This window comes from Nodularia harveyana UHCC-0300, assembly GCF_034931085.1.
In the GTDB taxonomy this organism is placed as follows: Bacteria; Cyanobacteriota; Cyanobacteriia; order Cyanobacteriales; family Nostocaceae; genus Nodularia; species Nodularia harveyana.
In genome coordinates this window covers 136,607-151,644 of sequence record NZ_JAYGHG010000008.1, presented here as the reverse complement: position 1 = coordinate 151,644, position 15,038 = coordinate 136,607, and the positions used below count along the sequence as shown (strand labels likewise).

General features: G+C 38.3%; 13 protein-coding genes. 3 read left to right on the top strand and 10 right to left on the bottom strand.

Annotated elements, in window-relative coordinates; genetic code table 11:
- Positions 1-12 precede the first annotated feature (12 nt).
- The 6 genes from VB620_RS07885 to hpsJ-A all read right to left on the bottom strand — a co-directional run bounded on the left by VB620_RS07885 (position 13) and on the right by hpsJ-A (position 5,273).
- Positions 13-1,152, bottom strand: a complete 1,140-nt coding sequence (locus VB620_RS07885; protein WP_323195589.1) for a glycosyltransferase family 4 protein — start codon at positions 1,150-1,152, stop codon at positions 13-15.
- Positions 1,143-1,901 carry an FkbM family methyltransferase gene (locus VB620_RS07880; protein WP_323195588.1) on the bottom strand — a complete coding sequence of 253 codons (759 nt, stop codon included), beginning with the start codon at positions 1,899-1,901 and terminating at the stop codon, positions 1,143-1,145. The genes VB620_RS07885 and VB620_RS07880 overlap by 10 nt, the downstream gene beginning before the upstream one ends.
- 41 nt (positions 1,902-1,942) lie before the next feature.
- Entirely contained in the window at positions 1,943-3,070 is a 1,128-nt protein-coding gene (locus VB620_RS07875) for a glycosyltransferase (RefSeq protein WP_323195587.1), read from the bottom strand.
- Entirely contained in the window at positions 3,067-4,260 is a 1,194-nt protein-coding gene (locus tag VB620_RS07870) for a glycosyltransferase (RefSeq protein WP_323195586.1), read from the bottom strand. The genes VB620_RS07875 and VB620_RS07870 overlap by 4 nt, the downstream gene beginning before the upstream one ends.
- 169 nt (positions 4,261-4,429) lie before the next feature.
- Entirely contained in the window at positions 4,430-4,612 is a 183-nt protein-coding gene (locus VB620_RS07865) for a hypothetical protein (RefSeq protein WP_323195585.1), read from the bottom strand.
- A 97-nt stretch (positions 4,613-4,709) separates the two neighbouring features.
- Positions 4,710-5,273 (bottom strand): HpsJ-like protein, cyanoexosortase A-associated, encoded by a 564-nt coding sequence (hpsJ-A, locus tag VB620_RS07860; RefSeq protein WP_323195584.1) that lies wholly within the window; start codon positions 5,271-5,273, stop codon positions 4,710-4,712.
- Positions 5,274-5,903: 630 nt separating this feature from the next.
- On the opposite strand from hpsJ-A, the gene VB620_RS07855 reads away from it, so the two are divergent.
- On the top strand, positions 5,904-7,994 hold the full coding sequence (locus tag VB620_RS07855) for a GumC family protein (RefSeq protein WP_323195583.1): 2,091 nt from the start codon (positions 5,904-5,906) through the stop codon (positions 7,992-7,994).
- Positions 7,966-9,135: an acyltransferase gene (locus VB620_RS07850; protein ID WP_323195582.1), complete on the top strand. Its 1,170-nt coding sequence runs from the start codon at positions 7,966-7,968 to the stop codon at positions 9,133-9,135. The genes VB620_RS07855 and VB620_RS07850 overlap by 29 nt, the downstream gene beginning before the upstream one ends.
- On the opposite strand, the gene VB620_RS07845 is transcribed toward VB620_RS07850, so the two are convergent.
- From VB620_RS07845 to VB620_RS07835, 3 genes are all read right to left on the bottom strand, one after another.
- The gene (locus VB620_RS07845) at positions 9,121-10,320 is read right to left on the bottom strand and encodes a glycosyltransferase family 4 protein (protein ID WP_323195581.1); all 1,200 of its coding nucleotides are present in this window, start codon (positions 10,318-10,320) and stop codon (positions 9,121-9,123) included. The genes VB620_RS07850 and VB620_RS07845 overlap by 15 nt on opposite strands.
- Positions 10,321-10,326: 6 nt before the next feature.
- A complete protein-coding gene (locus VB620_RS07840) occupies positions 10,327-11,445 on the bottom strand; it encodes a glycosyltransferase (RefSeq protein ID WP_323195580.1) in 1,119 nt (372 codons plus the stop codon).
- A 126-nt stretch (positions 11,446-11,571) separates the two neighbouring features.
- Positions 11,572-12,714, bottom strand: a complete 1,143-nt coding sequence (locus tag VB620_RS07835; RefSeq protein ID WP_323195579.1) for a glycosyltransferase family 4 protein — start codon at positions 12,712-12,714, stop codon at positions 11,572-11,574.
- Between the two features lie 197 nt (positions 12,715-12,911).
- Between VB620_RS07835 and VB620_RS07830 the strand changes: the two genes are divergently transcribed.
- Positions 12,912-14,003: a glycosyltransferase family 1 protein gene (locus VB620_RS07830; RefSeq protein ID WP_323195578.1), complete on the top strand. Its 1,092-nt coding sequence runs from the start codon at positions 12,912-12,914 to the stop codon at positions 14,001-14,003.
- A gap of 179 nt (positions 14,004-14,182) precedes the next feature.
- Here VB620_RS07830 and VB620_RS07825 read toward each other — a convergent pair whose 3' ends face one another.
- Entirely contained in the window at positions 14,183-14,995 is an 813-nt protein-coding gene (locus VB620_RS07825; protein ID WP_323195577.1) for a carbon-nitrogen hydrolase family protein, read from the bottom strand.
- Positions 14,996-15,038: the final 43 nt, after the last annotated feature.

Here is a 15,038-nt window from a genome sequence, read left to right as displayed (position 1 = left end):
TTCTCTTTTGATTTAAAAAGATTCTAGTGTATTCAACAACTTTAAACTGATATGAGACCAATCAAATTCACGAGCAAATAATTCCTTTGCCCCATTAGACAGTAATTTTCGCCGTAAAGGATTTGACGCTAACTCTAACACTGCCTGAGCAAAATCATCAGGTGCTTTAACATCCACTAAAAAAAGTGCTTTCCCCTGTTCCTGCATTAACATACTATCTGTAGAACTGCCAAATGTTGCAACAGTGGGAATTCCATGCTGAAGACCAGTCATAAAAGAAGTATTTCGTGTTGATACTCCTTCATCAATAGGGACTAGATAAATATCCATAGCGGCAAACCGCCGCGAAACTTCTTCAGGTGAAAATGGTCCTTCAGCTAATAGAGGTAAATTGCCTAAACCTGATTTTGCTGGAGCAGAATCATGCCCGATATACATCACTAAAACATCAAATCCCGCTTCTATAGTTTGGTTAACAGCATTTATAATGTGATCTAATCTGCGTACTCTCTGAATACGTCCAAACAAGCCAATCACTATTGTTTGTGGTGAAATCCCTAAGCTTTCACGAACTTTATCTCTATCTGTAGGCACTTGGGGAATATTTGAACTGACTGGCAGATGTTGAATCAGTTTATTGGGAAACCAACTATTAAGTATGGGAACCCAAGGTTCTATAACAGTAAAAATCGTATCCACAGCACACCCAAGTAACCACAATTGTGCTTTTAGAAATTGCGCTAATACTGCTAATTTTTTATTCCGAATATGTATAAATGACTCATGTACAATAACTCCTATTTTGACTTGTGGACATAGCCGTTTAAGTATATTTATTGCCAGAGGTATATATGGATTTAAGCCATAACGCATTCCATAACCAAACGGGTCGTATTGAAGGATAACCCAATCAGGTGGATCTTCACGAATAAATTTAATGATTGAAAAAAAACTCTCAGGTTTCACATAGCTGAATATCTGCTCGACTTTGAATTGTGTAAAGTTGTCTATTTCCCCAAATGCCACTAAAACTTTAACTTCAAGTATTTTCGCTAATTCTGTTGCCAGGTAGGCAGTATGATCGCCAACTCCAGATATTTGGGGCGGAAAGGTAGAATTTATCAAGTATAGTTTTTTTATTTTTATTTCCATGCCCACAGAATTCCTGTATTAGCATACCTAAGTTGACCATCCGTAACTTTATAACCTAAAGCAGTTAGCCGATCTGAACACCATTGATGCCCATTAGGAATTTCTTCTGTGTTATGCCATTCCAAAACAATCTTCCTAATATTTACTGTTTCCAAACGTTTATCATTCAAAATTGCATACTCACCTCCCTCAATATCCATTTTTAGCAAATCAATTGTTTGTGTTCCCATCCATGTAAAAAAATCACAAACTTTGATTGGTAAACAATCGCTGTCAAGAGATTCTATAACCGTGGATTCACCTCCTCTGTTTGTTAAAAACATATCAGCGTTGCAATTAGAAGCAGCACTTCCTACAACCTGAACTTTATTTAACAGATTATTAATTTCTAAATGTCTATGAATTACAGCTAAATGTGCAGGATGTGGCTCAAATGCTACCAAATTGGCACTAGGATATTTATGGGTAAAGTCGATAATAGAATAGCCGACATTAGCTCCGATATCAACAATAAGTTGAGGGTGAATTTCTGGGACTGCCATTGGTTTTTGATAAGCATTACCTAAAAAAATCTCATAAGCTACTATTAGGTCAGTTGTAGGTAAAGGACGAATGACTATTTTTCCTGATTCTGCAAGCTTAACTGTAATCTGCTCACTACTACGAGATAACCGCCATAATAAATAACGCCAATAATCAAGGGGTATTAATAAATCACGGAGCCATTTTTTTTCTAAATTTTTAACCATTACAGTATCCTTTCAAAAATAAATTTTAACGACCAAGAAAATCATGCCACAGCTTCTTGTTCTACAACTTCCGAAAGCAGATGATAAAGTTGATTTAGTTGCTTTCCCGGATTACAAAGATACTCCGCCCGTGCTTTACCTCCAGATGATAGAGATGCTCTTTCATTAGCACTAGAAATTAGTGTTCCTAAAACCTGACTCAAAGCATCAATATCATTAGCCGCAACTAACCGCCCACAGGAATCATCAACAATTTCCACAGCCGCGCCCATAGCTGTAGTCACCACCGGTAAACCTGCATAAAGGGCTTCTATAAAAGCAATCCCAAAAGGTTCCCCTCCCGTATTCGGTTGACAGTGAATATCAGCAGCAGCTAAAAGGTATGGTACATCAGATCGTTGTCCTAAAAATAGCACACGGTCGCTAATACCTAACTGCTGTACTTGTACCTTTAATTCTTCTAAATATTCAGCCTCATGGGAGCGTTGCGCCCCTCCAGCTATCCAACATACCCACCCCGGCACTGCCCGCAATTTCCCCAAAGCCGACATTAACATACTTTGTCCCTTCCAGCGTTCCAGACGACATGCCTGGATAATAACTACCGCATCATTGGGGGTATTAAGTTCGGCTCTGATAGCATGGCGAATAGAGACATGATTATCAATATTTGGAGAAGCTACAGGATAATAAAGGATATCACTGTGAGTCCGAGGATAGAGTTTTGGTACAGATGCTTGGGTATAACGACTGTTAACAATTACCAAATCTGGACTCACCAATTTTGCCCAACGTTCCAAAGGATGTTCACCATTTGGCACATCATGACACCAAAAGATTAAAGGTAGATGATTAGCCCTAACAACAGACCCAAAAATTGCTTGCGGCCAGCAAGCATGACAAATCACTACATCAAATCCCTCCTGTTTCAATACTTGTTGCAGTTGCTCCCTCGCTTTCCACACCGTCCAAGGACGACTTATCCGCACCTTACCCAATAAATGCACCTTTGTACCCAAATTTCGCAACTCATTGGCTAATCTCCCCTCAAAGCATAAAGCAAACTCATGTTGCATCTGTGAACATAAATATTGTTCCCTTGCTAAAGTTACGAGCAGCGTTTCTATCCCACCAAACAAATTGCCTGAATAAATGTGTAAAACCTTCATAAGGAATCCACTGTTTTTGGTATAGTTCTGTAGTTGAAATCTGGACTTAAAACCTTGTCATACAATTCCAAACTTCTTTCGGCCATATTGATATGATTAAAGTATTGAGCCCGTATCAAGCTCCCTCTCACAAGTCTATTACGCAAACCAGGTTCTACCAGTAAGCGTTTTGCCGCCTCAGCTAAAGCCACAGGGTCATTAATCGGCACTGTTAAACCCTCCTGTTCATTTCGGCTCACCCAAGGAACTCCACTACAGGGAATATTGGCATTAATCACCGGACAACTGCTAGCCATCGCTTCTACCTGAACCAAGCCAAAGCCTTCACTGCGGACATTAGAAGGAAACCAAAGAGCCGTTGCTGCATGATACGCTCCCACTAGCTCATCCTCATTCACACGACCTAACCAGACAATGCGCTCCTCAACTCCTAATTTTTGTGCCAACGCCTTTAATTCTGCTTCTAAAGGTCCCACTCCCACCACAACGAGTTTTCCTGGTACTTTTGTTAAAGCCTCAATAGCTATATGTAAGGCTTTGTAATAGACCAACCTACCTATAGCCAGCCAAATTATCTCCCCATATTTTTCCTTAAAGCTGCGGCTGTAAGCCAATGCTGTTTGATTCGGGTGAGTGAATGTTGCAATATCTAAACCTAGTGGTAGTACATTTAACTTAGGACGATATTGTTGCAGAAATTTTGAGCCTTCAATGTACTGATAACTATCAGTTAAAATTTGTGAACTTCGACTGTAAACTAATTGTTCAAAAGGACGCAATGCATATTTCAATATTTTTTGTTTAATTACATCGCTGTGGTGGGTAATTACTAAAGGTACTTTTTTATCCAACATAGTAAAAGGTAATAGCATTGTTGGGTTAGGAGTATGTAAATGAAAAATAGTATTTGAATGATTGACAAATTTGCTAATCTTTCTACACAGTCCCAAACAAACATCAAAACCTGATACTGATAAAAGCCGACCAACACGAGTGACTTTAACATCTCCATCTTTCTCGTAAACCGTCTTGGTTCTGGTCGATAAATTTCCGCGTTTATCAAATCTATTAACACAAATAACATTAACTTCTGCACCCATAGCTGCTTGCGTTCTGGCCAGAGTTTGGATATGAGTTTCTATACCACCTCTATCTGGAGGATAATACTTAGATAAATGGATAATACGCATTTTATTTGTTTTGATCATCTTGGTTAATTTATAGTAAATACATTTAGGTAAATAGGTAACAAAAATTTATTATCTCGGAAATATGCAGTTTCCTCAGACTCACTTAAATTATTAAATCACCCATAATAAAAATTTAAATCCACACTTATTTGTTTAGCAATAAAGACTGCTATTTCCCGTAATTTTTTAACCATACTGACTCTAAAATTGGATAGACATCAGTCGCAGGTAATCCATTTAAAGGCATCGATAACTGTGTCCATAAACAGCGATCATCTCGCAACACATCTTGACCAAAAAGCCAAGGTAAAATTCGATAACTAGTCAAGTCATATTGATAGCGATTCTGCATAAATTGAGTAGAATTAACTGTCCCCCCGTCAGGAGATTAATACAGGATGTCAGGTAAGTTTGGTTACTATCATGCCCTAAATTAGAATACCCTATTTCTAAAATCTGACTTTATGTGGGAAATTTATAGCTAAATATCGAGTTTCTCCATCTAAAGTAATATTCAAACTGCTAACTATACCATTTAGCTGTTGAGGAGATGTTACTCCTTGCAATCCTTCTGTAATTTGTTGGAGCTGCTCTTGTTGTTGTGCTTGTTGAGTGGCAAATTGATTGTTTATATTCCTGTAGAGTGTGAGGCTATTGTTAATACCCAATGGCAACATTAACAGATAAATTATACCTATTGGTAAGGCTAACCAAGAGAAAAATTTTAGTACAGCGATTTGTTTGGCGTTAATAACGCTAGATTGATTGAATAAAAAAATAAATGTCAAGCCTAACAATATACTCCAGACATGATCGACTAGTCTAGTAATGGTTTGAAATTCCCAATTAGGATTTGTTAGCTGGGGCGGGAAGAGAATTGCTAGGTAGTCAAACAAAGAAAGTAAGAGCAAGATATAACCAATCAAGCGTAATAAGGCAAATGAACCCCTTTCCAAATTTTCGGTGATTGTTATGGGTTTGGTGGGAACTTTTCCTGATTTTTTTGTTTTCATTAGTTTGTTGTAATTTTAGGCTAATCTTAGTTATTTCCGGGAATTAATTGATTTATATGTCCCGCGCTGCTCATTAATTAGTACAGAAGTACAACTTAATTTTTGTTGCTGTAGCCTGGGCTTTGCGCTTACACATCCTACTTGTCTGTAAGCCGTAGCGTCATGCACCGAATCATCATACAAAAAAACTCCTTGTGAGAGTGGGTTATTGATGAATTTAGCCATTAGTCAATGGAAAGGCTCTTACCCTAGTCCTCCGTTGTAATTTAATTGGCATTGACATAGACTTAAGAAAGGATACAGCATTTTCAGAATTTTATACACGATTAATGTAATGATTCGTTATTTCCAGACTTTTGGGTTAAATATTTTGCATCTATAAGTAATCTAGAACGAAAACCCGAAAATTTGCTGAAAAAGGTTGCTTTTTTGCGCCACTACCTACTCGCACAACTGACTCATGACTACTGGCGGATTTTTACTAAAGAAAAAATCTGGAGCGTGATTGAACACAGTTATCCTGTGGATAAAAACTGAGAGAACAATCATATCTGCCAGTATGAAACGAAATGTATAAATGTTGTAGTATCATAAAGTACGAAACCTGCATTGAAATTCTATACTCGAGATATGGAAGAATACTTACGCTACTGGATCATCCTGAAACGTCACTGGTTGCCTGTTTCTATAGTTTTCTTAGCAGTTATGACATTGAGTGTCGTCAGAACTGTACGAGAAACACCTATTTATCGAGCATCAGGTCAGCTAGTGCTGAAAAAGAACTCGACCTCTTCACTCACAGGAGTTGGTAGCCAATTAGGACAACTAGAAGGTTCAGTAACAGGTAGACCATTGGGAACTGAGGTTGCTATTCTACGTTCTCTACCTCTAGCTGAAAAAACTATAAGTAGTCTTTCACTAAACTTAAACCCCTTCGTGTTTCTAAAAGACCTAGAGGTCAGGAATCTTGAAAATACAGATATATTAGAAATTTCTTATACAAGTACAGATCCTAGAAGAGCAGCTAATATTGTTAATTCTTTAATCAAAGTTTATATAGATAATGATATCGATGCGAATCGCGCTCAAACTAAGTCTGCCAGGGAATTTATTGTTCAGGAGTTGCCAAAAAGAAAATTGGCATTACAGTTTGCTGAAAAAAAATTGCAAAATTTCAAACTTCGGAATCAGATATTAGATTTGGGAGCAGAAGCAGCATCCACTGTTAGTACTATTACGGAGTTGAATAGGCTAATTGAGGAAACTACATCAGAGCTATCTGTACAAACAGCAAGGATAGAATCAATTAAGCAATTGTTTGGCGTGACTCCACAACAGGGTGTAATTGCTGGTTTTGTAGCTGAGTCTCCTAGTGTCAGCCCAGTTACACAACGTCTACAAGAGACACAACAAGAACTGGAAATACTCAGGCTACGTTTAACAGATTCCCACCCGACAATAATTAATCTTAAGGAACAGGAACTTGTTCTGAAACAGGAAGTTGAACAAGGCATCCGAAAAAGTTTTATTGGTCAAGTAGGGCAATTAAATCGCATAAATGAAGCCGATGATGTGGTTAGACTGCGTGCTGGAGGTACACAAGAAAGCCTTCTCGGTAATTACTCTACGGCTGAAGCTGAACGTCTGGTTTTGCAGGTACGGTTGAAAGCTTTAGAGGAAATAGTTCAATCTTATAAGCAGAGATCTGAATCAATACCACAGTTAGAATTGGAGCAACGGGAGTTAGAACGGGAAATAAAAGCTACTGATTTTAGCTATCAAGAACTTCTGGCTAGAAATCAGGAACTGCAAATATCAGAAAATATGCAGGTCAGCAATGCTAGGGTGATTACACCTGCATTTATTCCCGCTATACCGATGAGAAGCAGACAGTATATTAATTTACTGCAAGGATTGATTGGTGGGCTGGTACTGGGTGGGGCTACGGCCTTTGTTTTGGAAAAAATGGACCAAACTATCAAAACCACTCAATCTGCTCAAGAATTACTAGGGTATAACCTACTAGCTCATATTCCATTATTTAATAATGGTAGCGATGGTACAGGGGTAATTATGAGAAACGAACCTGAATCTCCTGTGAGTGAATCTTTTCGGATATTGCAAACTAATTTGAAATATTTTAATTCTGAACAATCTATCAAAGTCATTGTTGTATCAAGTTCTATCCCCAAAGAAGGTAAATCGACAATTGCTGCTAACTTAGCTTTTGCAATATCACAAATAGGAAGCAAAGTATTGTTAGTTGATGGAGATTTGCGCCGTCCTACTCAAGATAAAATCTGGGAAGTGGATAATGAGGTTGGTTTAAGCAATATCATCCGAGATCAGTTAAATTTAGAAAGTGCGGTCAAGGAAATTACGCCTAATTTCCAACTTATAACTGCTGGTAAACCAACCAATAACCCATCGGCACTGATTAATTCGAGTCAAATGGCTGTATTTGTGGGACAAGCTGCCAAAATCTATGATTTCGTTGTTATAGATACACCACCATTGACAGTTGCTGCTGATGCAACTATTTTTGGTAAGCTTGCTAATGGAATTTTGTTTGTACTACGCGCAGGAGTAGTTAATACTAGTACTATCGCTATTGTTAAAGATTTGTTAGAAAAATCCAACCAAAATGTTTTAGGTGTGGCGATGAATGGTATAAATGTCAAACAGCAGTATTATGACTACTATGGTAGTAGTGAGATGTAATATTAAAAGGATGCTTGTAAATAGTAGCCAAAATAAAAAGTTATTAGGAATTGACATTTTTAGAGGTATAGCTGCTTATGGGGTAGTTCTCATTCATGGACTTGGAGATATGTCTAGGGATGAAAATTCACTAATTGTTACTAATTTTTTTCTAGCTTTTTGTGTTCCTTTTTTTTTGGCTACTTCATTGTATTTAAGTAGGAAATCACTGTTATCACAAGACAGAAAAACCTACATTATCAATCGAACTAAGAGAATTATAATTCCATATTTTGCATGGAGTCTAATCTACTTTTTAGCTAGATTATTAGGTTCACTAATAGGTAATAAAGATTCTTTTAATAAATTAATTGCTGACCCGATTAATCTGATATTTTTCGGGAGTTCCTCTTTGCAATTATATTTCTTACCTATGTTGTTTTGTGGTGTTTTAGCTGCAATTCCGATTACAACATTCTTGGCAAAAATTAAAAATAATTTATTGGTTATATTATGTTTCTTCCTGAGTATCTGGCTATTTGATTTAATAGTTGAGACTGGTAATGATTTTGTATTAGGAGAAGGATTGGCATTTCAAAATCTCATTGATATATCCGTCTTGACTAATTTTGGTATTTTTCAATTAATAAGAGTTATATTAGTCATATTAGCGTGGATAATTAGGTGTACGCCATATATAATATTTAGCTTCATCATTAATGATTTTCCTATTTTTCAAAAAATGCATGATTATTTCTCTAATAGCCATAAAATTTTCCATAATCAATTAATCTTATTGTTTTTGTTACCGATATTTTTTGGAATATTTATGTTATCTAATTTAGAAATAGCTTATTTTTTATTACCATACATAACATTGATTTATGCTATTTTAGTATCTGGACTAATTTCTACTAATGCTATACTTAGCTTAATTGCTAAAAAGTTGGGTTATTTTAGTTTTGGTATCTATCTATTTCATGCTTTGATTACTGCGGGCTTCTTGCCAATTATAGTTAAAATATATCCACAATTCGGAAATATTCAATTATCTCCATTGATGTTAATACTATCCTCTGGGATAATATTTTTTGTCAGTTTGACGGTGACATACTTTATTTCTTTGAATAAAACTGCTGCACGTATATTACTTGCTGCTTAAGACTAAGTTATAAACGGTAAGAATTTGCTGTGCTAAATTCTGGGAATTGAAACGTTTTGTAGCTGTATTTCTGGCGTTTTCTGAGATAAGTTGGCGTTTTTCGGGGTTGTCGATTAAATCTAAGATGGCTGCTGCTAAGGCTATAGCATCGCTGGGAGGAACACCAACTGCATCATAGTTATGAGTAAATAATTCAGATGCACCGCCAGCTTGAGATACAACCACTGGTTTGCTACAAGCCATTGCTTCGACTATTACTAAGCCAAATGGTTCTGGTTGAGTACTAGCATGTATAATAATATCTAACTTGTGGTAAATTTTGACTATATCTTGCTGAAAACCCTCGAAATTAATTTTATCTGCTATGTCGAGAGATGAGGCTTTGTCTTTTAATTCCTGCTGGGAAAATTGCGAACCACGCGTTTTATAAATGGGTTCACCAACAATACAAAAGCGAAGATTTAAATCAGGTCGTGTTTTGAGAACGTGGGCTGCTGCTAGGATAAAAATATCATGACCTTTCCAACGTGCAAAGGTGGCAACTAACCCTATTTGTAAAGGTAAATGAGAATTTACAATTGGGGATAAACTAGGACAGAAGTAATTAATATCAACAGTATTATAGATTAATTGTATAGGTAAACTAGGTAATGTTTTTTTTGCATCTTCAGCAACTGTTTGGGAAATAGCAATTCCTAATTTGGCGCTGGGGCTAATCCATTTTAAAACATTTCCTATTAATGGTCTGGAGCTGTAGAAATCATGGATGTGCCAAACAATAGGTATGGACTTGACTCTAAGTAATGCTAGAAGTAAATGACTTTTAATACCGTTAGAATGAATTAAGTCTGGGTTGATATGGCGGACTAGTTGCTGAAGGTTTCCAATATATTTACCAATACTAGGTAATATTGTGATGATTTTTAATAACAGTATTAATGTTGCTAATATGCGATTTGTATCTTTAAATGCACTATCACCTAATTGGTTGATTGATTCTGGAAATGGGAGTATTTGTACTTGCACTCCTAACTTTTTAGCCTGTTCTACCAATTGTCCATCTGTGCCGACAATTAGGTGTATGTCTATGTCCTTTTTTTGGTTTGAGATGGCGGAAAAGATAGTTAATAAGACTCTTTCAGCACCACCAATTACTCCGACTGGATTAATAAATAAAATTTTCATGCACTGTTAATCACCAATTAGTTGCAAATAAGATTTTGCGATAATCTGAGCATGGTTAGACCAAGAATATTTTTGAGCTTGAGCAAGACGCAGATTCATTTTGGGGGCGCAATTGGGGTTTACTAGTAGTTGGTCTATTGTCTGCACCCAGGTTGATATATCGGCTATGGGACAATATATAACAGCTGCTCCACCGACTTCACGCAGTACAGGAATATCACTGGTAATTACTATACTCCCACAAGCTAAGGCTTCAATTACTGGTAATCCAAAACCTTCGGCTTCACTTGTTAATAACACTGCTGAGGCTTGTTGGTAAAGGGTGGCGATGGTTGAGCGTTGCAAACCTTGGAGATGAATGATGGCATCACTAATATTCAATCGTGTAATTTGCTCTTTTTGGGTTGGTGTCCACTCACCGCCCACTTTCACAAGGCGTAATTCTGGATGAATAGCTTTTAGTTGAGCAAAAACTGCTAATAAAATATCTATGCGTTTCCGGGGAATGCAGCTACCAACATGGAGCAGAAAAGGTGCTTCAGGTATGTGGGCAAGTATATCAGGTTGAGCGGTGATGCTAAATTCTGAGGCGATACCATAGGGCGCATGAACTAGCCGTGATGGTTCTACGAGTTGATAATGTTCAATTTGCTTTCTGACTTCTGCTGTGGAATAAAAGACAACGGCGCAGGACTGTAAGCCACGCAAAACTCTGCGAGACATGGCTTGATACCAGGGTGGACGAGGCTCTTTTTCTGGTTCTAGGAGGGAGCGAAAGGCATCAATATCGTGACAGTATATTCCTGTACGTTCTGGTGGTAATACATGGGCTATTTGGGCGTAGGAATGGTCTGAAATGTGATAAAAATCAAATTCTGTGAGTCTGGTTTTGAGATATTGGGGATAGTCCCAAAATCGGTTAATCAGGCGGTCTGCGTTGTAAGCAAAGTGCTTTTTACTAATGTTCGGAATTTGCTGGAAACGGCTGTTAAATGTGGGACAAACTTGAATAGCTTGAATAGATGCGGATTGTTCGGCTTGCAGGTGTTTGATTAACATCTGAGCGCATAAGTCCATGCTAGGCCAGTTTTCTTCGGGGTAATCGCAGATAATAGCAAGTCGCAATTGATTTTTATCCGAATTTTGGTATGTTGATTAAGAATATGTGGAAAACTCTATTTATATCTAATAGTAGGGTAAAAAACGAAAAAAATAAGCTGGTGAATTAGACATAGCTGTTTTCCGATAAGTTTAATTATCTAGAAGTTCGGTAAAAAACGCTAAATGCTGCCGAGCGACAGATGACCAAGTGTAATTTTGCTGTACTCTTTCTAATCCTTTGGCGGCGATTTCTTGCCTTTGGGATGGACTATTGAGTAATTCGGAAATGGCTGTTACCCATCCTTGTTGATCTTTTTCGCCAACTACTATGCCGGCATTTTGAATTACATGGGGAATTTCGCCACTGTCGCTACCAATGACGGGAACACCACAAGCAAAGGCTTCAATGAGCATTCTGCCAAACTGTTCTTGCCAGTTGGAGACGGTTTGACTGGGCGCAACTAGCATATCCATAGCATTGAGATATTGAGGAACTTGATGATGTTTAACGTCTGTGCAAATTCTGATTTGTTGAGGATAACGCTTTGCCCAAGTTCGTAATGATGATTCCATGATTCCAGTGCCGACAAATAAGGCTCGCCAGGGAGTTTCTAAACTATCTAAAACGTTCATGAGTAGGTCTAATCCTTTTTCGGGAACAAAGCGGCCTAAGTAGCCGATGACTGGTGTTCTTTGTGGTTCCCAACCTAACTGGTGAAGAATTTGATGTTTGGCATCAATTGAGGGGTAGAAATGGTTGATATCTACACCGGGGGTAATGATGCGCATGGGACGTGAATAGCCTGGACGAGATTTTAAGGCTTCGGTGACAGTTTGTCCAAAGGCAATCCATCCGGTAGACTTGTTGATGGCATATTGCTCAATCCATTTAAATGGGATGGGATATTGCTTGGTTTTGTTTTGAAATGTGGAGTAAACCAGTGGTGTTTTGTCTGTCGTCCACCACGCAACTTGTCCGCCGGCAAAGATGTATGGTTCTTCCCAACAATGTACTAGGTCCCAGCTTTGCTGCATAATTTCGCGCAGTCGCCAACCATAGGTCATGATGTGAATGCGATCGCTATTATGTACTGGTACTCCTTCTAACCGACAAATTTCCTGAGGATCAGTTTCTAGTTCTATGGGTCTTAAATCTCCACGCATATATGTAGGCGCAACAGATGTGACTTCCCATTCATCCTGTCCCAAACGAGCTATTTCATTAACTAATCGGCGGTTGAGGCTGACTACATAGGAATGGCCAATGGAAAGAAGTTTTCTAGTCTTAGGCATACATCCTAAATTTTCATCGCTAGCAAAGAGATTAGAGAATTTTATTATACAATTTTATTTTCAGTCAGGACTTACGCAAAATTATGAAGAAACGAACCGCAAAGGACACAAAGGACACGAAGTGAAGAGGGTTTTAGAGAGTCTTTGCGTAAGTCCTATCAGTATTAAATACTAAAGTCAACTATCATAAAAATCCTATGGAAATTACTGCTATTGTTCCTCGTCTACCCCCTGCTGTGGATGGAGTTGGAGATTATGGCTTAAATTTAGCTAAACAAATGCGTCAGGATTTTGGCGTGATCACAAATTTTGTGATTGGTGATCCTCTCTGGTCTGGTGAAACTGTGGTGGAGGGGTTTGCAGTGGAGCAGATTCAGGAACAATCAAGCCAGAATTTATTAAAGTTATTAAGTACAGGAAAATCAAGTACAACAGTGCTGTTGCATTATGTGGGTTATGGTTATGCTCGGCGGGGTTGTCCGATTTGGTTAGTGGAAGCTTTAGAACAGTGGCGAAAGTCGAGAAATGACCATCGGCTGATCATTATGTTTCACGAAATCTATGCTTTTGGAGCAATTTGGACTAGCCAATTTTGGACTTCACCACTACAAAGAAGTTTAGCGGCTCGTTTAATTCAGTTGAGCGATCGCTGTCTGACTAGCAAAGAAGGATATGCTGAGATTATCAAAAAATTTAGTCAAGGCAAGCATTTTGATATTCCCACTTTACCAGTATTTTCTAATGTTGGTGAGCCAAAAAATCTCACTCCTTTGTCAGAACGAAATCGCCGTTTAGTAGTGTTTGGTGGTATTGGTCCACGTTCTCGTGTTTATCAGCAGTCTTTTTTAGCGCTACAGAGGACTTGTCAAGAGTTAGAAATTGAGGAAATTTTTGATATTGGTTCTCCTCTCAATTTTCAGATTCAGCCGATTAATGGTATTCCTGTTACTTGTTGGGGAATTAAATCTGCTGAAGAAGTTAGTAATTTACTCGCCAATTCTGTAGTGGGGTTTTTGAATTATCCTAGTGAATATTTGACAAAATCTGGGATTTTTGCGGCTTATTGTTCTCACCGATTATTACCTATAGGGGTATGGTATGCAGGTAAAGATGGAGATGGTTTGAAAGCTGGTAAACATTACTGGCTAGCGGACAAATATGAGTCCAGGATGAAGTTATCAGAGGGACAAATAATTGCAGATCATGCTTTTAGTTGGTATCAAGAACATGAATTATCAATGCAAGCTCGGATGTTCCACTCTTCTTTAACAATACCTGTGTCAAAATAATAGTCTAGAGGAATGACCATATCAGATCAATGGCGTAGAGTATTTGTGTAAGGAAAGTTTATAAGTTGACGCTGTTTTGGGGATAAAAAAAGTTAGCGGATTGGTTAATGCAGATAATTTTAACCAATATTTTTTGATGCAGGCGCGGCGAAAGCTACTACCTGCACTTTTCTAATTACTTAGAATACTCGATGTTCTAGGGATGGCATTTGTCGGCGGACTTGTTGTAAGCGGGAAGGTTTGATTTCTGCGATCGCAATTCCCGGTTCTTCCCCAGCATCAGCTAAAATCATCCCCCAGGGGTCTATAATCACAGCGTGTCCGTGGGTGTAGCGACGGTCGTAGTTATTGCCAGTTTGAGCAGGTGCAATCACATAGGCAGTATTTTCAATGGCTCTCGCTTGTAACAATACTTGCCAGTGGTCTTTGCCAGTAAAAGCCGTGAAGGCCGCAGGTACAAACATCACATCTGCGCCTTTCTCTGAGAGATATCGGTATAATTCGGGAAAGCGGACATCATAGCACACAGAAAGTCCTATATTGCCGAGATTTTCTGAGAAATAGACCGAGGGGAGTTCCTCACCAGCCACAACAGTGCTAGATTCTCTGTAGGTGTTGCCGTCGGGGACGTTAACATCAAATAAGTGTACTTTATAGTAGCGGGAGAGTTCTTCACCACTAGGGTCAATGAGAATTGTTGTGTTATAAACTTTACCTGTATTGTCTACAGGAACGGGAAAGCTACCGCCCAAAATAGTAACTTGGTAGCGCTGCGCCATTTTTTTGAGAAATTGGGTAGATTCCCGGCAAATCTCCTCTGCTTGTGCGAGTTTATCTTGCTCTGCTCCCATAAAAGAAAAGTTTTCTGGTAAGCCCACTAATTCCGCACCTCGACGCACAGCGAGATCAATTAGTTCTTCCGCTTGGACTAAGTTTTTGTGTAAATTAGATACACTGGTCATTTGAATAGCGGCGGCTAAATAAGGCTTCATAGATTTAGTAAAAAACAGTGATTTTGTCGGGGTTAGATTTTAA

What these genes read in the sequence shown, in the direction of transcription:
- VB620_RS07865 (WP_323195585.1), bottom strand. Translation starts at nt 4,612, where the DNA reads ATGCAGAATCGCTATCAATATGACTTGACTAGTTATCGAATTTTACCT.
- VB620_RS07825 (WP_323195577.1), bottom strand. Translation starts at nt 14,995, where the DNA reads ATGAAGCCTTATTTAGCCGCCGCTATTCAAATGACCAGTGTATCTAAT.
- hpsJ-A (WP_323195584.1), bottom strand. Translation starts at nt 5,273, where the DNA reads ATGAAAACAAAAAAATCAGGAAAAGTTCCCACCAAACCCATAACAATC.
- VB620_RS07870 (WP_323195586.1), bottom strand. Translation starts at nt 4,260, where the DNA reads ATGCGTATTATCCATTTATCTAAGTATTATCCTCCAGATAGAGGTGGT.
- VB620_RS07875 (WP_323195587.1), bottom strand. Translation starts at nt 3,070, where the DNA reads ATGAAGGTTTTACACATTTATTCAGGCAATTTGTTTGGTGGGATAGAA.
- VB620_RS07850 (WP_323195582.1), top strand. Translation starts at nt 7,966, where the DNA reads ATGACTACTATGGTAGTAGTGAGATGTAATATTAAAAGGATGCTTGTA.
- VB620_RS07855 (WP_323195583.1), top strand. Translation starts at nt 5,904, where the DNA reads ATGGAAGAATACTTACGCTACTGGATCATCCTGAAACGTCACTGGTTG.
- VB620_RS07835 (WP_323195579.1), bottom strand. Translation starts at nt 12,714, where the DNA reads ATGCCTAAGACTAGAAAACTTCTTTCCATTGGCCATTCCTATGTAGTC.
- VB620_RS07880 (WP_323195588.1), bottom strand. Translation starts at nt 1,901, where the DNA reads ATGGTTAAAAATTTAGAAAAAAAATGGCTCCGTGATTTATTAATACCC.
- VB620_RS07885 (WP_323195589.1), bottom strand. Translation starts at nt 1,152, where the DNA reads ATGGAAATAAAAATAAAAAAACTATACTTGATAAATTCTACCTTTCCG.
- VB620_RS07845 (WP_323195581.1), bottom strand. Translation starts at nt 10,320, where the DNA reads ATGAAAATTTTATTTATTAATCCAGTCGGAGTAATTGGTGGTGCTGAA.
- VB620_RS07830 (WP_323195578.1), top strand. Translation starts at nt 12,912, where the DNA reads ATGGAAATTACTGCTATTGTTCCTCGTCTACCCCCTGCTGTGGATGGA.